At 54.3% G+C, this 13783-nt stretch carries 13 protein-coding genes and 2 tRNA genes; 12 read left to right on the plus strand and 3 right to left on the minus strand.

Annotated elements, in window-relative coordinates; translation table 11 throughout:
* Nucleotides 1–79 precede the first annotated feature (79 nt).
* The 5 genes from folP (at nt 80) to KHQ26_RS13865 (ending at nt 3459) form a co-directional block, all read left to right on the plus strand.
* Nucleotides 80–928, plus strand: a complete 849-nt coding sequence (gene folP, locus KHQ26_RS13845) for a dihydropteroate synthase (protein WP_002918371.1) — start codon at nt 80–82, stop codon at nt 926–928.
* Nucleotides 921–2258 carry a phosphoglucosamine mutase gene (gene glmM, locus KHQ26_RS13850; RefSeq protein WP_004900886.1) on the plus strand — a complete coding sequence of 446 codons (1338 nt, stop codon included), beginning with the start codon at nt 921–923 and terminating at the stop codon, nt 2256–2258. The genes folP and glmM overlap by 8 nt, the downstream gene beginning before the upstream one ends.
* Before the next feature lie 229 nt (nt 2259–2487).
* The gene (secG, locus tag KHQ26_RS13855) at nt 2488–2817 is read left to right on the plus strand and encodes a preprotein translocase subunit SecG (RefSeq protein WP_002918369.1); all 330 of its coding nucleotides are present in this window, start codon (nt 2488–2490) and stop codon (nt 2815–2817) included.
* A 9-nt stretch (nt 2818–2826) separates the two neighbouring features.
* Nucleotides 2827–2913: transfer RNA gene (locus KHQ26_RS13860), tRNA-Leu, on the plus strand.
* A gap of 297 nt (nt 2914–3210) precedes the next feature.
* A complete protein-coding gene (locus tag KHQ26_RS13865; RefSeq protein ID WP_014906872.1) occupies nt 3211–3459 on the plus strand; it encodes a hypothetical protein in 249 nt (82 codons plus the stop codon).
* 41 nt (nt 3460–3500) lie between these two features.
* Here KHQ26_RS13865 and KHQ26_RS13870 read toward each other — a convergent pair whose 3' ends face one another.
* From KHQ26_RS13870 to argG, 3 genes are all read right to left on the minus strand, one after another.
* On the minus strand, nt 3501–4052 hold the full coding sequence (locus tag KHQ26_RS13870) for a YfaZ family outer membrane protein (protein WP_004174149.1): 552 nt from the start codon (nt 4050–4052) through the stop codon (nt 3501–3503).
* 341 nt (nt 4053–4393) lie between these two features.
* Nucleotides 4394–5023: a winged helix-turn-helix transcriptional regulator gene (locus KHQ26_RS13875; RefSeq protein ID WP_004174150.1), complete on the minus strand. Its 630-nt coding sequence runs from the start codon at nt 5021–5023 to the stop codon at nt 4394–4396.
* A gap of 168 nt (nt 5024–5191) precedes the next feature.
* Nucleotides 5192–6535, minus strand: a complete 1344-nt coding sequence (gene argG, locus KHQ26_RS13880; protein ID WP_004144895.1) for an argininosuccinate synthase — start codon at nt 6533–6535, stop codon at nt 5192–5194.
* Between the two features lie 307 nt (nt 6536–6842).
* Between argG and KHQ26_RS13885 the strand changes: the two genes are divergently transcribed.
* The 7 genes from KHQ26_RS13885 (at nt 6843) to rpsO (ending at nt 13676) form a co-directional block, all read left to right on the plus strand.
* A tRNA-Met gene (locus tag KHQ26_RS13885) sits at nt 6843–6919 on the plus strand.
* Between the two features lie 208 nt (nt 6920–7127).
* Nucleotides 7128–7580 carry a ribosome maturation factor RimP gene (gene rimP / locus KHQ26_RS13890; protein WP_002918364.1) on the plus strand — a complete coding sequence of 151 codons (453 nt, stop codon included), beginning with the start codon at nt 7128–7130 and terminating at the stop codon, nt 7578–7580.
* Nucleotides 7581–7607: 27 nt separating this feature from the next.
* Nucleotides 7608–9095: a transcription termination factor NusA gene (gene nusA / locus KHQ26_RS13895; RefSeq protein WP_002918252.1), complete on the plus strand. Its 1488-nt coding sequence runs from the start codon at nt 7608–7610 to the stop codon at nt 9093–9095.
* 24 nt (nt 9096–9119) lie between these two features.
* Nucleotides 9120–11810 (plus strand): translation initiation factor IF-2, encoded by a 2691-nt coding sequence (gene infB, locus KHQ26_RS13900; protein WP_002918250.1) that lies wholly within the window; start codon nt 9120–9122, stop codon nt 11808–11810.
* A 102-nt stretch (nt 11811–11912) separates the two neighbouring features.
* The gene (gene rbfA, locus KHQ26_RS13905; protein ID WP_002918248.1) at nt 11913–12314 is read left to right on the plus strand and encodes a 30S ribosome-binding factor RbfA; all 402 of its coding nucleotides are present in this window, start codon (nt 11913–11915) and stop codon (nt 12312–12314) included.
* Entirely contained in the window at nt 12314–13258 is a 945-nt protein-coding gene (truB, locus tag KHQ26_RS13910; RefSeq protein ID WP_004144892.1) for a tRNA pseudouridine(55) synthase TruB, read from the plus strand. Before rbfA ends, truB begins: the two co-directional genes overlap by 1 nt.
* Nucleotides 13259–13406: 148 nt before the next feature.
* Complete coding sequence (gene rpsO, locus KHQ26_RS13915; RefSeq protein ID WP_002918244.1) at nt 13407–13676, plus strand: 30S ribosomal protein S15; 270 nt, start codon at nt 13407–13409, stop codon at nt 13674–13676.
* Nucleotides 13677–13783 lie beyond the last annotated feature (107 nt).

The raw sequence follows: 13783 nt of genomic DNA on the forward strand, positions 1-13783 counted from the left end.
TGCTTGTTTAACCTTAAAACCCCGGGCGTCCGCTCCGGGGTTTTTCTTTTTTAACCTCTTCAGTCTCAGGGATTTTGTGATGAAACTTGTAGCCCAGGGCTCAACCCTCGATCTCTCTCACCCCCACGTGATGGGTATTCTAAATGTGACGCCTGACTCCTTCTCCGATGGCGGCGCCCATAATTCGCTGATTGAGGCGGTGAAGCATGCCAATCTGATGATCAACGCCGGCGCGACCATCATTGATATCGGCGGTGAATCGACGCGGCCAGGGGCGGCTGAGGTTAGTGTGGAAGAGGAGCTTGCGCGGGTGATACCGGTGGTTGAAGCCATTGCCCAGCGCTTTGAGGTATGGATCTCAGTGGATACCTCCAAGGCGGAGGTTATTCGCCAATCGGCCCGGGCCGGGGCGCATATCATCAACGATATTCGTTCGCTGACCGAGCCCGGCGCGCTGCAGGCCGCCGCGGAAACCGGACTGCCGGTGTGTCTGATGCATATGCAGGGACAACCAAAAACCATGCAGGAGGCGCCGAAGTATGAGGACGTCTTCGCCGATGTTGAGCGTTTTTTTAATGAGCACATTGTGCGCTGCGAACAGGCGGGGATCGCAAAAGAAAAATTGCTGCTCGACCCGGGATTCGGTTTCGGTAAAAATCTCTCCCACAATTACCAACTGTTGGCCAGGCTTGGGGAGTTTCATCACTTTGGTCTGCCGCTGCTGGTCGGTATGTCACGTAAGTCGATGGTAGGTCAGTTGCTGAACGTCGGGCCGTCGGAGCGGCTGAACGGCAGCCTGGCGTGTGCCGTCATTGCAGCAATGCAGGGCGCGCAGATTATCCGCGTCCATGATGTCAAAGAAACGGTAGAAGCGCTGCGCGTGGTGGAAGCCACCCTCGCCGCTAAGGGAAAAAAACGTTATGAGTAACCGCAAGTATTTTGGCACCGATGGTATTCGTGGCCGCGTCGGCGATGCGCCGATCACTCCGGAGTTTGTGCTCAAGCTGGGCTGGGCGGCGGGCAAAGTGTTAGCGCGTCACGGTTCGCGTAAAATTATCATCGGCAAGGATACCCGTATTTCGGGCTATATGCTGGAATCGGCGCTGGAAGCTGGACTGGCGGCAGCGGGGCTCTCTGCGTCGTTCACCGGGCCTATGCCGACACCGGCCATCGCCTACCTGACGCGCGCCTTCCGCGCCGAGGCGGGGATTGTTATCTCTGCTTCACATAACCCTTTCTACGACAACGGCATTAAATTCTTCTCCATTGAGGGCACCAAACTGCCGGATGATGTCGAAGAGGCGATTGAAGCCGAAATGGAGAAAGAGCTCACCTGCGTGGATTCGGCTGAGCTGGGCAAAGCCAGCCGTATCGTCGATGCGGCGGGGCGCTACATTGAATTTTGTAAGGGTACCTTTCCCAACGAACTGAGCCTGGGAACGCTGAAAGTGGTGGTGGATTGCGCGCACGGCGCGACCTATCACATCGCCCCTAATGTCTTCCGCGAGCTGGGAGCCCAGGTTATCGCGATGGGCTGCGAGCCAGACGGTCTCAACATCAACGAAGAGGTCGGCGCCACTGACGTGCGGGCGCTGCAGGCGCGCGTGCTGGCGGAAAAAGCCGATCTGGGCATCGCCTACGACGGCGATGGCGATCGGGTGATTATGGTTGACCACGAAGGCAATAAAGTCGATGGCGACCAGATCCTCTATATCATAGCCCGGGAAGGATTGCGTCAGGGGCAGCTGCGCGGCGGCGCCGTCGGCACGCTGATGAGTAATATGGGGCTGGAGCTGGCGCTCAAGCAGTTAGGCATCCCGTTTGCCCGCGCGAAGGTCGGTGACCGCTATGTACTGGAGATGCTCCAGGAAAAAGGCTGGCGCATCGGTGCGGAAAACTCCGGCCATGTGATCCTGCTGGATAAAACCACCACCGGCGATGGCATTGTCGCCAGCCTGCAGGTGGTCGCGGCGATGGTCCGCAACCACATGAGCCTGCATGACCTGTGCAGCGGGATGAAAATGTTCCCTCAGCTGCTGGTGAATGTCCGCTTTACCGAGGGCAGCGGTAACCCGCTGGAGAATGAGCACGTCAAAGCGGTGACCGCGGAAGTGGAGGCGGCGTTAGGAAAACGCGGCCGTGTCCTGCTGCGTAAATCGGGTACGGAGCCGCTGATCCGCGTGATGGTGGAAGGCGAGCATGAAGAGCAGGTGCACGAGTTTGCGCACCGCATCGCTGAGGCGGTAAAAAGCGTTTAGCTTTGCCGGCTAAGTGGTTAAAAAGGCGGCGCTTGCCGCCTTTTTTATGATCGAAAATTGGCTTTTTGCTGTTTTTTTCTGCAGTTGATACAATGTGTCGAAATTGCCCTTGCGAAGGTCATTCGCTTTGGTTAGTATTCACACCCGCTTCAGTGGGAAACGTTAAAACGTCCCGCTTTATTGGTCGAAGCACTTGGTATGCGGCGAATCCGCAAGGAACAGGTTGATTATGTACGAAGCTCTTTTGGTTGTTTTCCTTATTGTAGCGATTGGCCTTGTAGGTCTGGTTATGCTGCAGCAAGGTAAAGGCGCTGATATGGGAGCCTCCTTCGGTGCAGGCGCTTCCGGCACACTGTTTGGGTCCAGCGGTTCTGGCAACTTTATGACCCGTATGACCGGCATCCTGGCTGCGCTGTTCTTCATCATCAGTCTGGCGCTGGGTAATATCAACAGCAACAAGACCAGTAAAGGAAGTGAGTGGGATAATCTGAGCGCGCCGAAAACGGAGCAAACTCAGCCAACTGCGCCGGCTCAGCCGACCAGCGATATCCCGCACTAAGTATTCTGTACCGAGGTGGTGGAATTGGTAGACACGCTACCTTGAGGTGGTAGTGCCCTAACGGGCTTGTGGGTTCGAGTCCCATCCTCGGTACCAATATTCCAGAAAAAAGACGCTGAAAAGCGTCTTTTTTTGTTTTTGTCCCCGCTGGACATTTATTTATAAACATCTCTTCGCTGGTTGCCTCCTTTTACTGTCGTTAAAGTCGCCTCGTCAAATTAACAGAGGTGAAGTGACACAATGAACAAGATCGGGTTGCTTATCGTCGCCGGCGTGCTCGGTTTAGCTGGGTGCAGTTCAACATCGCCCTCCCAAACGGTGGAGACGATTAATGCGCTAACCGTACCGGTATCGCCCAGTGAGTCTGGGACTACAGCGAATCATGCCCAGGCGGTGAGGCGCTATTTCCAGGACAATACGGCACTGATTAGTCGCCTTAACCATTCGTTGAAAAGTCATTATCTGCAGGACGTGGAGCGCCGCGATGTGTTCGACAGACACAGCGAGGCGTATAAAGTGTATGGCGCCCTGACCCGCCTGGAGCAGATGGCGTCCATGAATGAGGTTTACCGCAAAGAGAATAATGTTGCGGGCCTACAAGAGATCAACCGCGTACTGAAAAGCGTGCCGCTGACCAGCTGAGAATGAAACAGGGACTGCTGACCGGCAATCCCTGTGAAGAGTTAAAAGCGGAAGTTAACCCCGGCGTAAGCGCCGTCGGCCAGCGTGTTATCGCGATTGCCATCTTTCCCTGCCATATCAATATAGCGATAGCCAGCTTCGATATTCAGAGACGGGAGCACGTTAAGGCGTACCCCGGCATTGGCCTCCACATAATCCTCAACGCCGCTGGACATTGAGTCCGGTGAGTAATAGCCCTCGCCGAAAAACGTGAAATACTGACCAAGGGGGAGTTCAGCGCCACCACCGGCGGCGATGGCGTAACCTTCATCACCATCTTTTGGGTTCAGATAGACCGCCTTACCGCCCAGGGTCATCAGAAAAGGGCCAACGTTAAAGTTATAACCCATTCCCAGTCCTACACTATCTCCGTCGTTGTCGCTATGAGCCCACTGAGAACTGAACGTCATACCCGGTTCCCCGGCGCCAAAGCTGGCGGACAGATTGGTAAACTCGGCGCCAGCTTCTCCATGCAGGTTAACGGCTGCGCAGGCAGCGCTGCTGGCTCCCAAAGCGATCGTTACGGCAACCATTTTTGCAGCAATAGACTTCATTATTAAATTCCTTCAGATAAAAAAAAGCCCGATATGGGCGTTCGGGCATAATTAACGGGTTCGTGCATCTCATTGTTATGGTCGCGGCAGGCGAGGGGGCAACTCTCGCTACCGCCGCACACGTCTGGCCGATTTCCGCTGGCATATCCTGAGCCGGTGCAGGCCCGGCGGTTAACGCCGTTTGTGGTCGTCTGCTGGCGAACTCAGGAATAGATTGTCTTCCGGGAAACCCAGGCGCTTAGCATAAAATTTTTGTTCTTTTAGCGGTAACGGTTATTGGTTTAAATTTAAACATCTTCCCCGCTGCAGCAAATAACAATAAATGATAGGAGGAGTGCAGGTCAGAATTTTTCAGGAAGTGAGACGATATTTTGTAAATAACCGCCGCGGGCAAAGGCAATATAACCGCCTTTCTTTAATGCTGACAATACATTGAGAATACTGCTACGCGACAGAAGGGTCCTGTCCTGAATATACTCAAGAATAGATACCCGCTGTCGGGTCTCTTCGCTTAATAGCATCATCTCCAGCAGATGGTTACGGATGACCGAATAGGTACGCTGCTGCAGGACCAGATCGTCACGATACACCATATACGAGGTATGATAAGCCAACAGGCTGGTCACCTCTTCCCACAGGTTATGCTGACGAAAAAGCGCCGAAGCCAGGTCGTGGTCGATCCGTAGCAGTTCGCATGATACCTCGGCTCGCAGGCTGTGGCTGCGGCTGGGCTGCAGCATTTCCGCCACGCCGAAAAGATGCGGCTCATAGACGGTCACCATCAGTAGCCTGTCGGAATTACGAATAATCGACAGCTCGCCTTTTTTAAAAATAAAGAGCTGGGTTTTGCCTTTATATTCCCATGTCAGTCTTTTTCTGGCGATCGCGTTAACGGGGGTCGCGTGTGGCTCAAGTACATCGATCAGTCGGTCAATGGTCTTTTGCGGCCTGATCGGCGGTTTAATATTCATGATGTGTATCACCAGATATGAATTAATCAATTGAGGCTATTATAGTCAACAGTTTTGCTGGTCTGGCGATAAGGAAAAAATGCGTCATGGCATTTTTTTACGTTGGTGGGTCATTCAAAATAAAAAGCCGGCGGTGATCCGCCGGCGGAAAGCAACATTGTCAGGCGATTATTTGCCTTTGTTTTCCAGATTTTCAACCTGCGGTAAACCGGTTGCCGAGGAGGCGCTCAGCAGGCCAGACTGGGCATAGCCGAACAGCTTCTCGCGGGTATCGGTGATGTCCAGATTACGCATGGTCAGCTGGCCGATACGGTCTTCGGCAGTAAACATGGAATCGCCTTTTTCCATGGTCAGACGCTCCGCTTTATAGGTCAGGTTGTCTGATACCGTATTAAGGATCGAGTAGTCGTTACCGCGACGCAGTTCGAGGGTGACTTCGCCGGTGATCTGGCTGGCGACCCAGCGCTGCAGCGAATCACGCAGCATCAGCGCCTGGGAATCAAACCAGCGGCCCTGATACAGCAGGCGGCCCAACTGGCGACCGTGGGCGTGATATTGCTCAATCGTATCTTCGTTATGGATACCGGTCAGCAAACGCTCGTAGGCAATATGCAGCAGCGCCATCCCCGGAGCTTCATAAATGCCGCGGCTTTTCGCTTCGATAATCCGGTTTTCAATCTGGTCGCTCATGCCCAGGCCGTGACGACCGCCGATGCGGTTGGCTTCCAGCATCATCTCGACGTCATCGGCAAAGGTTTTACCATTCAGCGCCACCGGATGGCCCTGCTCAAAGCGTACGGTGACCTCTTCCGCAGGGATCTTCACGTTTTCGTCCCAGAACTTCACGCCCATAATCGGGTTGACGATCTTGACGCTGGAGTTCAGGAATTCGAGATCTTTCGCTTCATGGGTCGCGCCGAGCATATTGGAGTCGGTGGAGTAGGCTTTCTCGACCGACATCTTGTAATCAAAGCCGCAGGCGATCATAAATTCGGACATTTCGTGACGACCGCCGAGCTCATTGATAAAGTCGCTGTCCAGCCACGGTTTGTAAATCTGCAGTTCAGCGTTGGTCAGCAGACCGTAACGATAGAAACGTTCGATATCGTTGCCTTTATAGGTGCTGCCATCGCCCCAAATGTTAACGCCGTCTTCTTTCATCGCCGCCACCAGCATGGTGCCGGTGACCGCGCGGCCTAGCGGCGTGGTGTTGAAGTAGGTCAACCCACCGGTGGTGTTATGGAAAGCGCCACACTGAATCGCGGCGATCCCTTCTGCGACCAGCTGTTTGCGGCAGTCGATCAGACGGGCGCCTTCAGCGCCGTACTCTTTCGCGCGGCGCGGGATAGCATCGTAGTCGTCTTCGTCCGGTTGACCCAGGTTAGCGGTATATGCATAAGGCACGGCGCCTTTTTTGCGCATCCATAACAGCGCGGCGCTGGTATCCAGTCCACCAGAGAAAGCGATACCAATACGTTGACCAACCGGGAGATGCTTGAGAATCGTCGTCATAAAATAAAACCCTGCTCGATAGACTGTGGTGAGTTCGACCCAACAACCTTAACTGCATTTTTATGCATTAATTGTGAGTATTCATTTAACCATCTTTTACTGGCGACAGGAAGTGCTTCATCATCTTTTTGCTAAAAAAGCCTGAAATACCAGCACAAACGGCAATCGGGGGCGCTAAAAAGCATGTTGACAAAATATACTAATCGCCGTTACAATTCATCCCGATTTTATGTCCCGTCTTCGGTACCAAATCCCAGCAGTATTTGCGTCTTTTGCTCAGAAAGAGTAAAATATGCCACGTTTCAGGCGCGGGGTGGAGCAGCCTGGTAGCTCGTCGGGCTCATAACCCGAAGGTCGTCGGTTCAAATCCGGCCCCCGCAACCACTTTCCCATTAAGTACTTTTTCAAATATACTGTGAGGACTAGGTGTCCTTCGTAGCCGAATTTGAAAGAATTCTTGCGGAAGGTGTTCCAGATCGCCATGGCGATCTCAGGGTTCAGTTATCTAAAGCCCCGATTTATCGGGGTTTTTTGTTATCTGACTTCAGAATAACTGGGCTATACGCCCTTTTTTTATGTCTTGGGGGTGGGTTTGTCCACATTAGAGCAAAAATTGACAGAGATGCTCACTGCGCCGGTTGAAGCGCTTGGCTTTGAGCTGGTCGGCATCGAATTTATTCGCGGTCGCACATCCACACTGCGCATCTATATTGATAGTGAAGATGGCATCAACGTTGATGATTGTGCTGATGTGAGCCACCAGGTAAGCGCCGTCATGGATGTCGAAGACCCGATCACTGTCGCTTACAACCTGGAAGTCTCTTCGCCTGGTCTTGACCGTCCGATGTTCACCGCCGAACACTATCAACGTTTCACCGGCGAAGAAGTTGCGCTGGTGCTGCGCATGGCGGTTCAGAACCGCCGCAAATGGCAGGGCATTATCAAAGCGGTAGACGGTGAGATGATCACGGTAACCGTCGAAGGCAAAGATGAAGTGTTCGCGCTGAGTAACATCCAGAAGGCGAACCTGGTTCCCCACTTTTAACAGTCTGGATTGAGGTGAAAGGCCCCGATGAACAAAGAAATTTTGGCTGTTGTTGAAGCCGTTTCCAACGAAAAAGCGCTGCCGCGTGAGAAAATTTTCGAAGCGCTGGAAAGCGCGCTGGCAACGGCCACCAAGAAAAAATACGAACAAGAGATCGACGTTCGCGTTGAAATCGACCGCAAGAGCGGCGATTTCGATACCTTCCGTCGTTGGCTGGTTGTAGAAGAAGTCACCCAGCCGACGCGCGAGATCACGCTGGAAGCAGCGCGTTTCGAAGATGAAAGCATGAACGTCGGCGACTATGTCGAAGATCAGATCGAATCTGTTACCTTCGACCGTATCACCACCCAGACCGCTAAGCAGGTTATCGTGCAGAAAGTCCGCGAAGCCGAGCGCGCGATGGTGGTCGATCAGTTCCGCGAGCACGAAGGTGAGATCATCACCGGCGTGGTGAAAAAAGTGAACCGCGACAATATCACACTGGATCTGGGTAACAACGCTGAAGCCGTGATCCTGCGTGAAGATATGCTGCCGCGTGAAAACTTCCGTCCGGGCGACCGCATTCGCGGCGTACTGTACGCTGTCCGTCCGGAAGCGCGTGGCGCCCAGCTGTTCGTCACCCGTTCCAAACCTGAGATGCTGATCGAACTGTTCCGCATCGAAGTGCCGGAAATCGGTGAAGAAGTGCTGGAGATCAAAGCGGCGGCTCGCGATCCGGGCTCTCGTGCCAAAATCGCGGTGAAAACCAACGACAAGCGCATCGACCCGGTTGGCGCTTGCGTCGGTATGCGCGGTGCGCGTGTGCAGGCCGTGTCGACTGAGCTGGGTGGTGAACGCATCGATATCGTCCTGTGGGATGATAACCCGGCGCAGTTCGTGATTAACGCTATGGCGCCGGCAGACGTCGCGTCCATCGTGGTGGATGAAGATAAACACACCATGGATATCGCGGTAGAAGCGGGCAACCTGGCGCAGGCGATCGGCCGTAACGGTCAGAACGTCCGCCTGGCTTCACAGCTCAGCGGCTGGGAACTCAACGTCATGACCGTTGACGATCTGCAGGCTAAGCACCAGGCGGAAGCGCATGCCGCTATCGATACCTTCACCAAATATCTTGATATTGATGAAGATTTCGCGACAGTGCTGGTTGAAGAAGGCTTCTCCTCGCTGGAAGAGCTGGCCTATGTGCCGATGAAAGAACTGCTGGAAATCGACGGTCTGGATGAAGCCACCGTTGAAGCACTTCGTGAGCGTGCGAAAAACGCACTGACTACGCTGGCGCTGGCTCAGGAAGAAAGCCTGGGAGATAACAAACCTGCCGATGATCTGTTGAATCTCGAAGGTCTGGATCGTGCCCTGGCATTCAAACTGGCTGCCCGTGGTGTTTGTACGCTGGAAGATCTCGCCGAGCAGGGCGTTGATGACCTGGCTGATATCGAAGGGATGACCGACGAGAAAGCTGGCGAGCTCATCATGGCCGCTCGCAACATTTGTTGGTTCGGCGACGAAGCGTAATAAACTGTAGCAGGAAGGAACAGCATGACAGATGTGACTATTAAAGCGCTGGCCTCAGAGATTCAGACCTCTGTGGATCGCCTGATACAGCAATTTGCTGACGCAGGCATCCGCAAATCGGCTGATGATTCTGTGACCTCGCAAGAGAAACAAACTTTGTTGACGCACCTGAACCGTGAACACGGCTCGGCGCCAGACAAGCTGACGTTACAGCGTAAGACGCGCAGTACGTTGAATATTCCAGGTACCGGTGGAAAGAGTAAATCGGTACAAATCGAAGTCCGCAAGAAACGCACCTTTGTGAAACGCGATCCGCAAGAGGCTGAACGCCTGGCCGCGGAAGAGCAGGCGCAGCGTGAAGCGGAAGAGCAGGCCCGTCGTGAAGCTGAAGAAGCAGCGAAACGCGAGGCGCAATTAAAAGCTGAACGTGAGGCCGCAGAACAAGCTAAACGTGAAGTCGCTGATAAAGCGAAACGTGAAGCTGCGGAAAAAGACAAAGTGAGCAATCAACATACCGACGAAATGACCAAAACCGCCCAGGCTGAAAAGATCCGTCGCGAGAACGAAGCCGCGGAATTGAAGCGCAAATCGGAAGAAGAAGCACGCCGCAAACTTGAAGAAGAAGCGCGCCGTGTAGCGGAAGAAGCACGCCGTATGGCTGAAGAAAACGAAAAAAATTGGTCTGAAACCTCAGACAGCCCGGAAGATAGCAGCGACTATCACGTCACCACATCACAGCATGCTCGTCAGGCTGAAGATGATAACGATCGTGAAGTCGAAGGCGGTCGCGGCCGTAGCCGTAGCAGCAAAGCGGCTCGTCCGGCGAAGAAAGGCAACAAACACGCTGAATCGAAAGCTGATCGTGAAGAAGCCCGCGCGGCCGTTCGCGGCGGTAAAGGCGGTAAGCACCGTAAAGGTTCCGCTCTGCAGCAGGGCTTCCAGAAGCCAGCGCAGGCCGTTAACCGTGACGTCGTAATCGGCGAAACCATCACCGTTGGCGAACTGGCTAACAAGATGGCGGTGAAAGGTTCTCAGGTCATCAAAGCGATGATGAAGCTGGGCGCCATGGCGACCATCAACCAGGTCATCGACCAGGAAACCGCACAGCTGGTTGCCGAAGAGATGGGCCACAAAGTTATCCTGCGTCGTGAAAACGAACTGGAAGAAGCCGTAATGAGCGACCGTGACACCGGCGCGGCGGCTGAACCGCGCGCACCGGTCGTGACCATTATGGGTCACGTTGACCACGGTAAAACCTCGCTGCTGGACTACATTCGTTCTACCAAGGTTGCCTCCGGCGAAGCGGGTGGTATTACCCAGCACATCGGTGCTTACCACGTCGAAACCGACAACGGCATGATCACCTTCCTGGATACCCCGGGCCACGCCGCGTTTACCTCCATGCGTGCTCGTGGCGCGCAGGCGACGGATATCGTGGTTCTGGTGGTGGCGGCAGACGACGGCGTGATGCCGCAGACTATCGAAGCTATCCAGCACGCTAAAGCGGCGCAGGTACCGGTGGTAGTGGCGGTGAACAAGATCGATAAGCCAGAAGCCGATCCGGATCGCGTGAAGAACGAACTGTCCCAGTACGGCATCCTGCCGGAAGAGTGGGGCGGCGAGAGCCAGTTCGTCCACGTTTCCGCGAAAGCGGGTACCGGCATCGACGACCTGCTGGACGCGATCCTGCTGCAGGCTGAAGTTCTTGAGCTGAAAGCGGTCCGCAACGGTATGGCGAGCGGCGCGGTCATCGAATCCTTCCTTGATAAAGGTCGTGGTCCGGTAGCTACCGTTCTGGTTCGCGAAGGTACTCTGCACAAGGGCGACATTGTTCTGTGCGGCTTCGAATATGGCCGTGTGCGCGCGATGCGTGACGAACTGGGTCGCGAAGTGCTGGAAGCGGGTCCGTCCATTCCGGTGGAAATCCTCGGCCTGTCCGGTGTGCCGGCTGCCGGTGATGAAGTGACCGTAGTGCGTGACGAGAAAAAAGCGCGTGAAGTGGCGCTGTATCGTCAGGGCAAATTCCGTGAAGTTAAGCTGGCGCGTCAGCAGAAATCTAAACTGGAAAACATGTTCGCTAACATGACCGAAGGCGAAGTTCACGAAGTGAACATCGTACTGAAAGCGGACGTACAGGGTTCTGTCGAAGCGATTTCCGATTCCTTACTGAAACTGTCTACCGACGAAGTGAAAGTGAAGATCATCGGTTCCGGCGTAGGTGGTATCACCGAAACCGACGCTACCCTGGCAGCAGCATCCAACGCGATTCTGGTTGGCTTCAACGTTCGTGCCGATGCCTCTGCGCGTAAAGTTATCGAAGCGGAAAGCCTGGATCTGCGTTACTACTCCGTCATCTATAACCTGATCGACGAAGTGAAAGCGGCGATGAGCGGCATGCTGTCTCCGGAACTGAAACAGCAGATCATCGGTCTGGCTGAAGTGCGTGATGTCTTCAAATCGCCGAAATTCGGCGCCATCGCGGGCTGTATGGTTACTGAAGGGACGATCAAACGTCACAACCCAATCCGCGTTCTGCGTGACAACGTGGTTATCTATGAAGGCGAGCTGGAATCCCTGCGCCGCTTCAAAGATGACGTTAACGAAGTCCGTAACGGCATGGAATGTGGTATCGGCGTGAAGAACTACAACGACGTTCGCGTTGGCGATATGATCGAAGTGTTCGAAATCATCGAAATCCAGCGTAGCATCGATTAATCATTTGATGGCTAAGCAGCCGGGGAAGCGAAGCGCCACCCGGCAATCATTTTAAAAAGGGGCTTTTGGCCCCTTTTTTGTCTTTATTCTGGAGAACTTATTATGGCGAAAGAATTTGGTCGCCCGCAGCGTGTGGCCCAGGAGATGCAAAAAGAGATTGCCATCATCCTGCAGCGTGAAATTAAAGATCCGCGTCTGGGCATGATGACCACCGTTTCCGGTGTGGAAATGTCCCGTGACCTGGCCTATGCCAAGGTGTATGTCACCTTCCTTAACGACAAAGATGAAGCCGCGGTGAAAGCGGGCATCAAAGCGCTGCAGGAAGCTTCTGGCTTTATCCGCTCTCTGCTGGGGAAAGCGATGCGTCTGCGCATCGTACCGGAACTGACTTTCTTCTACGACAACTCACTGGTGGAAGGGATGCGTATGTCCAACCTGGTCACCAGCGTGGTGAAACACGACGATGAGCGTCGTGTGAACCCGGACGACAGCAAGGAGGACTGATGAGTCGTCCTCGTCGTCGCGGCCGCGACGTGCATGGCGTATTGTTGCTGGACAAGCCTCAGGGCGCCTCCAGTAACGATGTGCTGCAGAAAGTAAAACGTATTTATAACGCTAACCGCGCCGGACATACCGGCGCGCTGGATCCGCTGGCGACCGGTATGCTGCCGATCTGCCTTGGCGAGGCGACCAAGTTTTCCCAGTATCTGCTGGACTCTGATAAGCGTTACCGCGTGATCGCCAAACTTGGCCAGCGCACGGATACCTCCGATGCCGACGGTCAGGTGGTGGAAGAGCGCCCGCTGACTTTTAGCGACGAACAGCTGGCGGCGGCGCTGGACAGCTTCCGCGGCGAGACGCAGCAGGTGCCGTCGATGTATTCGGCGCTGAAATATCAGGGCAAGAAGCTATACGAATATGCTCGCCAGGGTATTGAAGTTCCGCGGGAAGCCCGGCCGATAACCGTCTATGAGCTGCTGTTTATTCGCCGCGAAGGCGATGAGCTGGAACTGGAGATCCACTGCTCGAAAGGCACCTACATCCGGACGATTATCGATGATTTAGGTGAGAAGCTCGGCTGCGGCGCGCACGTGATTTTCCTGCGTCGCCTGGCGGTAAGCAAATACCCGGTCGAGCGGATGGTGACCCTCGAGCAGCTGCAGGCGCTGGTCGATGAGGCGGCGGCGCAGGATATTCCTGCCGCTCAGTTGCTTGATCCGCTGCTGATGCCGATGGACAGCCCGGCCTCGGATTACCCGCTGGTTAATATTCCAGAAACCTCCGCAGTCTACTTTAAGAACGGCAACCCGGTACGTCAGTCAGGCGCGCCGCTTAACGGGCTGGTGCGAGTGATGGAGAGCGAGTCCGGCAAGTTTCTCGGCATGGGCGAAATTGACGATGAAGGCCGCGTGGCCCCGCGTCGTCTGGTGGTGGAATACCCGGCGTAAGCGCTTTTCTTGCGATAAAAGCCTGCTACGAGTAGAATATCGCCGCTTAACGTCCGCTAACGTGTTTTAACATTTTCGGGCGTTGCATCAGGGGTCGCTGAATTAGAGATCGGCACTCTTTCTTTCTTTTAATTTTTGGAGTTATAAAATGTCTCTAAGCGTTGAAGCTAAAGCAAAAATCGTTTCTGAGTTTGGTCGTGGCGAAAACGACAGCGGTTCTACCGAAGTTCAGGTTGCACTGCTGACCGCACAGATCAACCACCTGCAGGGCCACTTTGCAGAGCACAAAAAAGATCACCACAGCCGTCGTGGTCTGCTGCGCATGGTTTCTCAGCGTCGTAAACTGCTCGACTACCTGAAACGTAAAGATGTTGCCCGTTACTCTGCGCTGATTGAGCGTCTGGGTCTGCGTCGCTAATTCTGCGAGTTTCAGAAAAAGGGGCCTGACGGCCCCTTTTTTCGACCGGGCGGCAGCAATTCATTCAAAACTCATGTATTGTTGCTAGTAATGATCTTCATGCAGAG

This window comes from Klebsiella sp. 10 (genome assembly GCF_018223925.1).
Taxonomy (GTDB): Bacteria; Pseudomonadota; Gammaproteobacteria; order Enterobacterales; family Enterobacteriaceae; genus Klebsiella; species Klebsiella pneumoniae.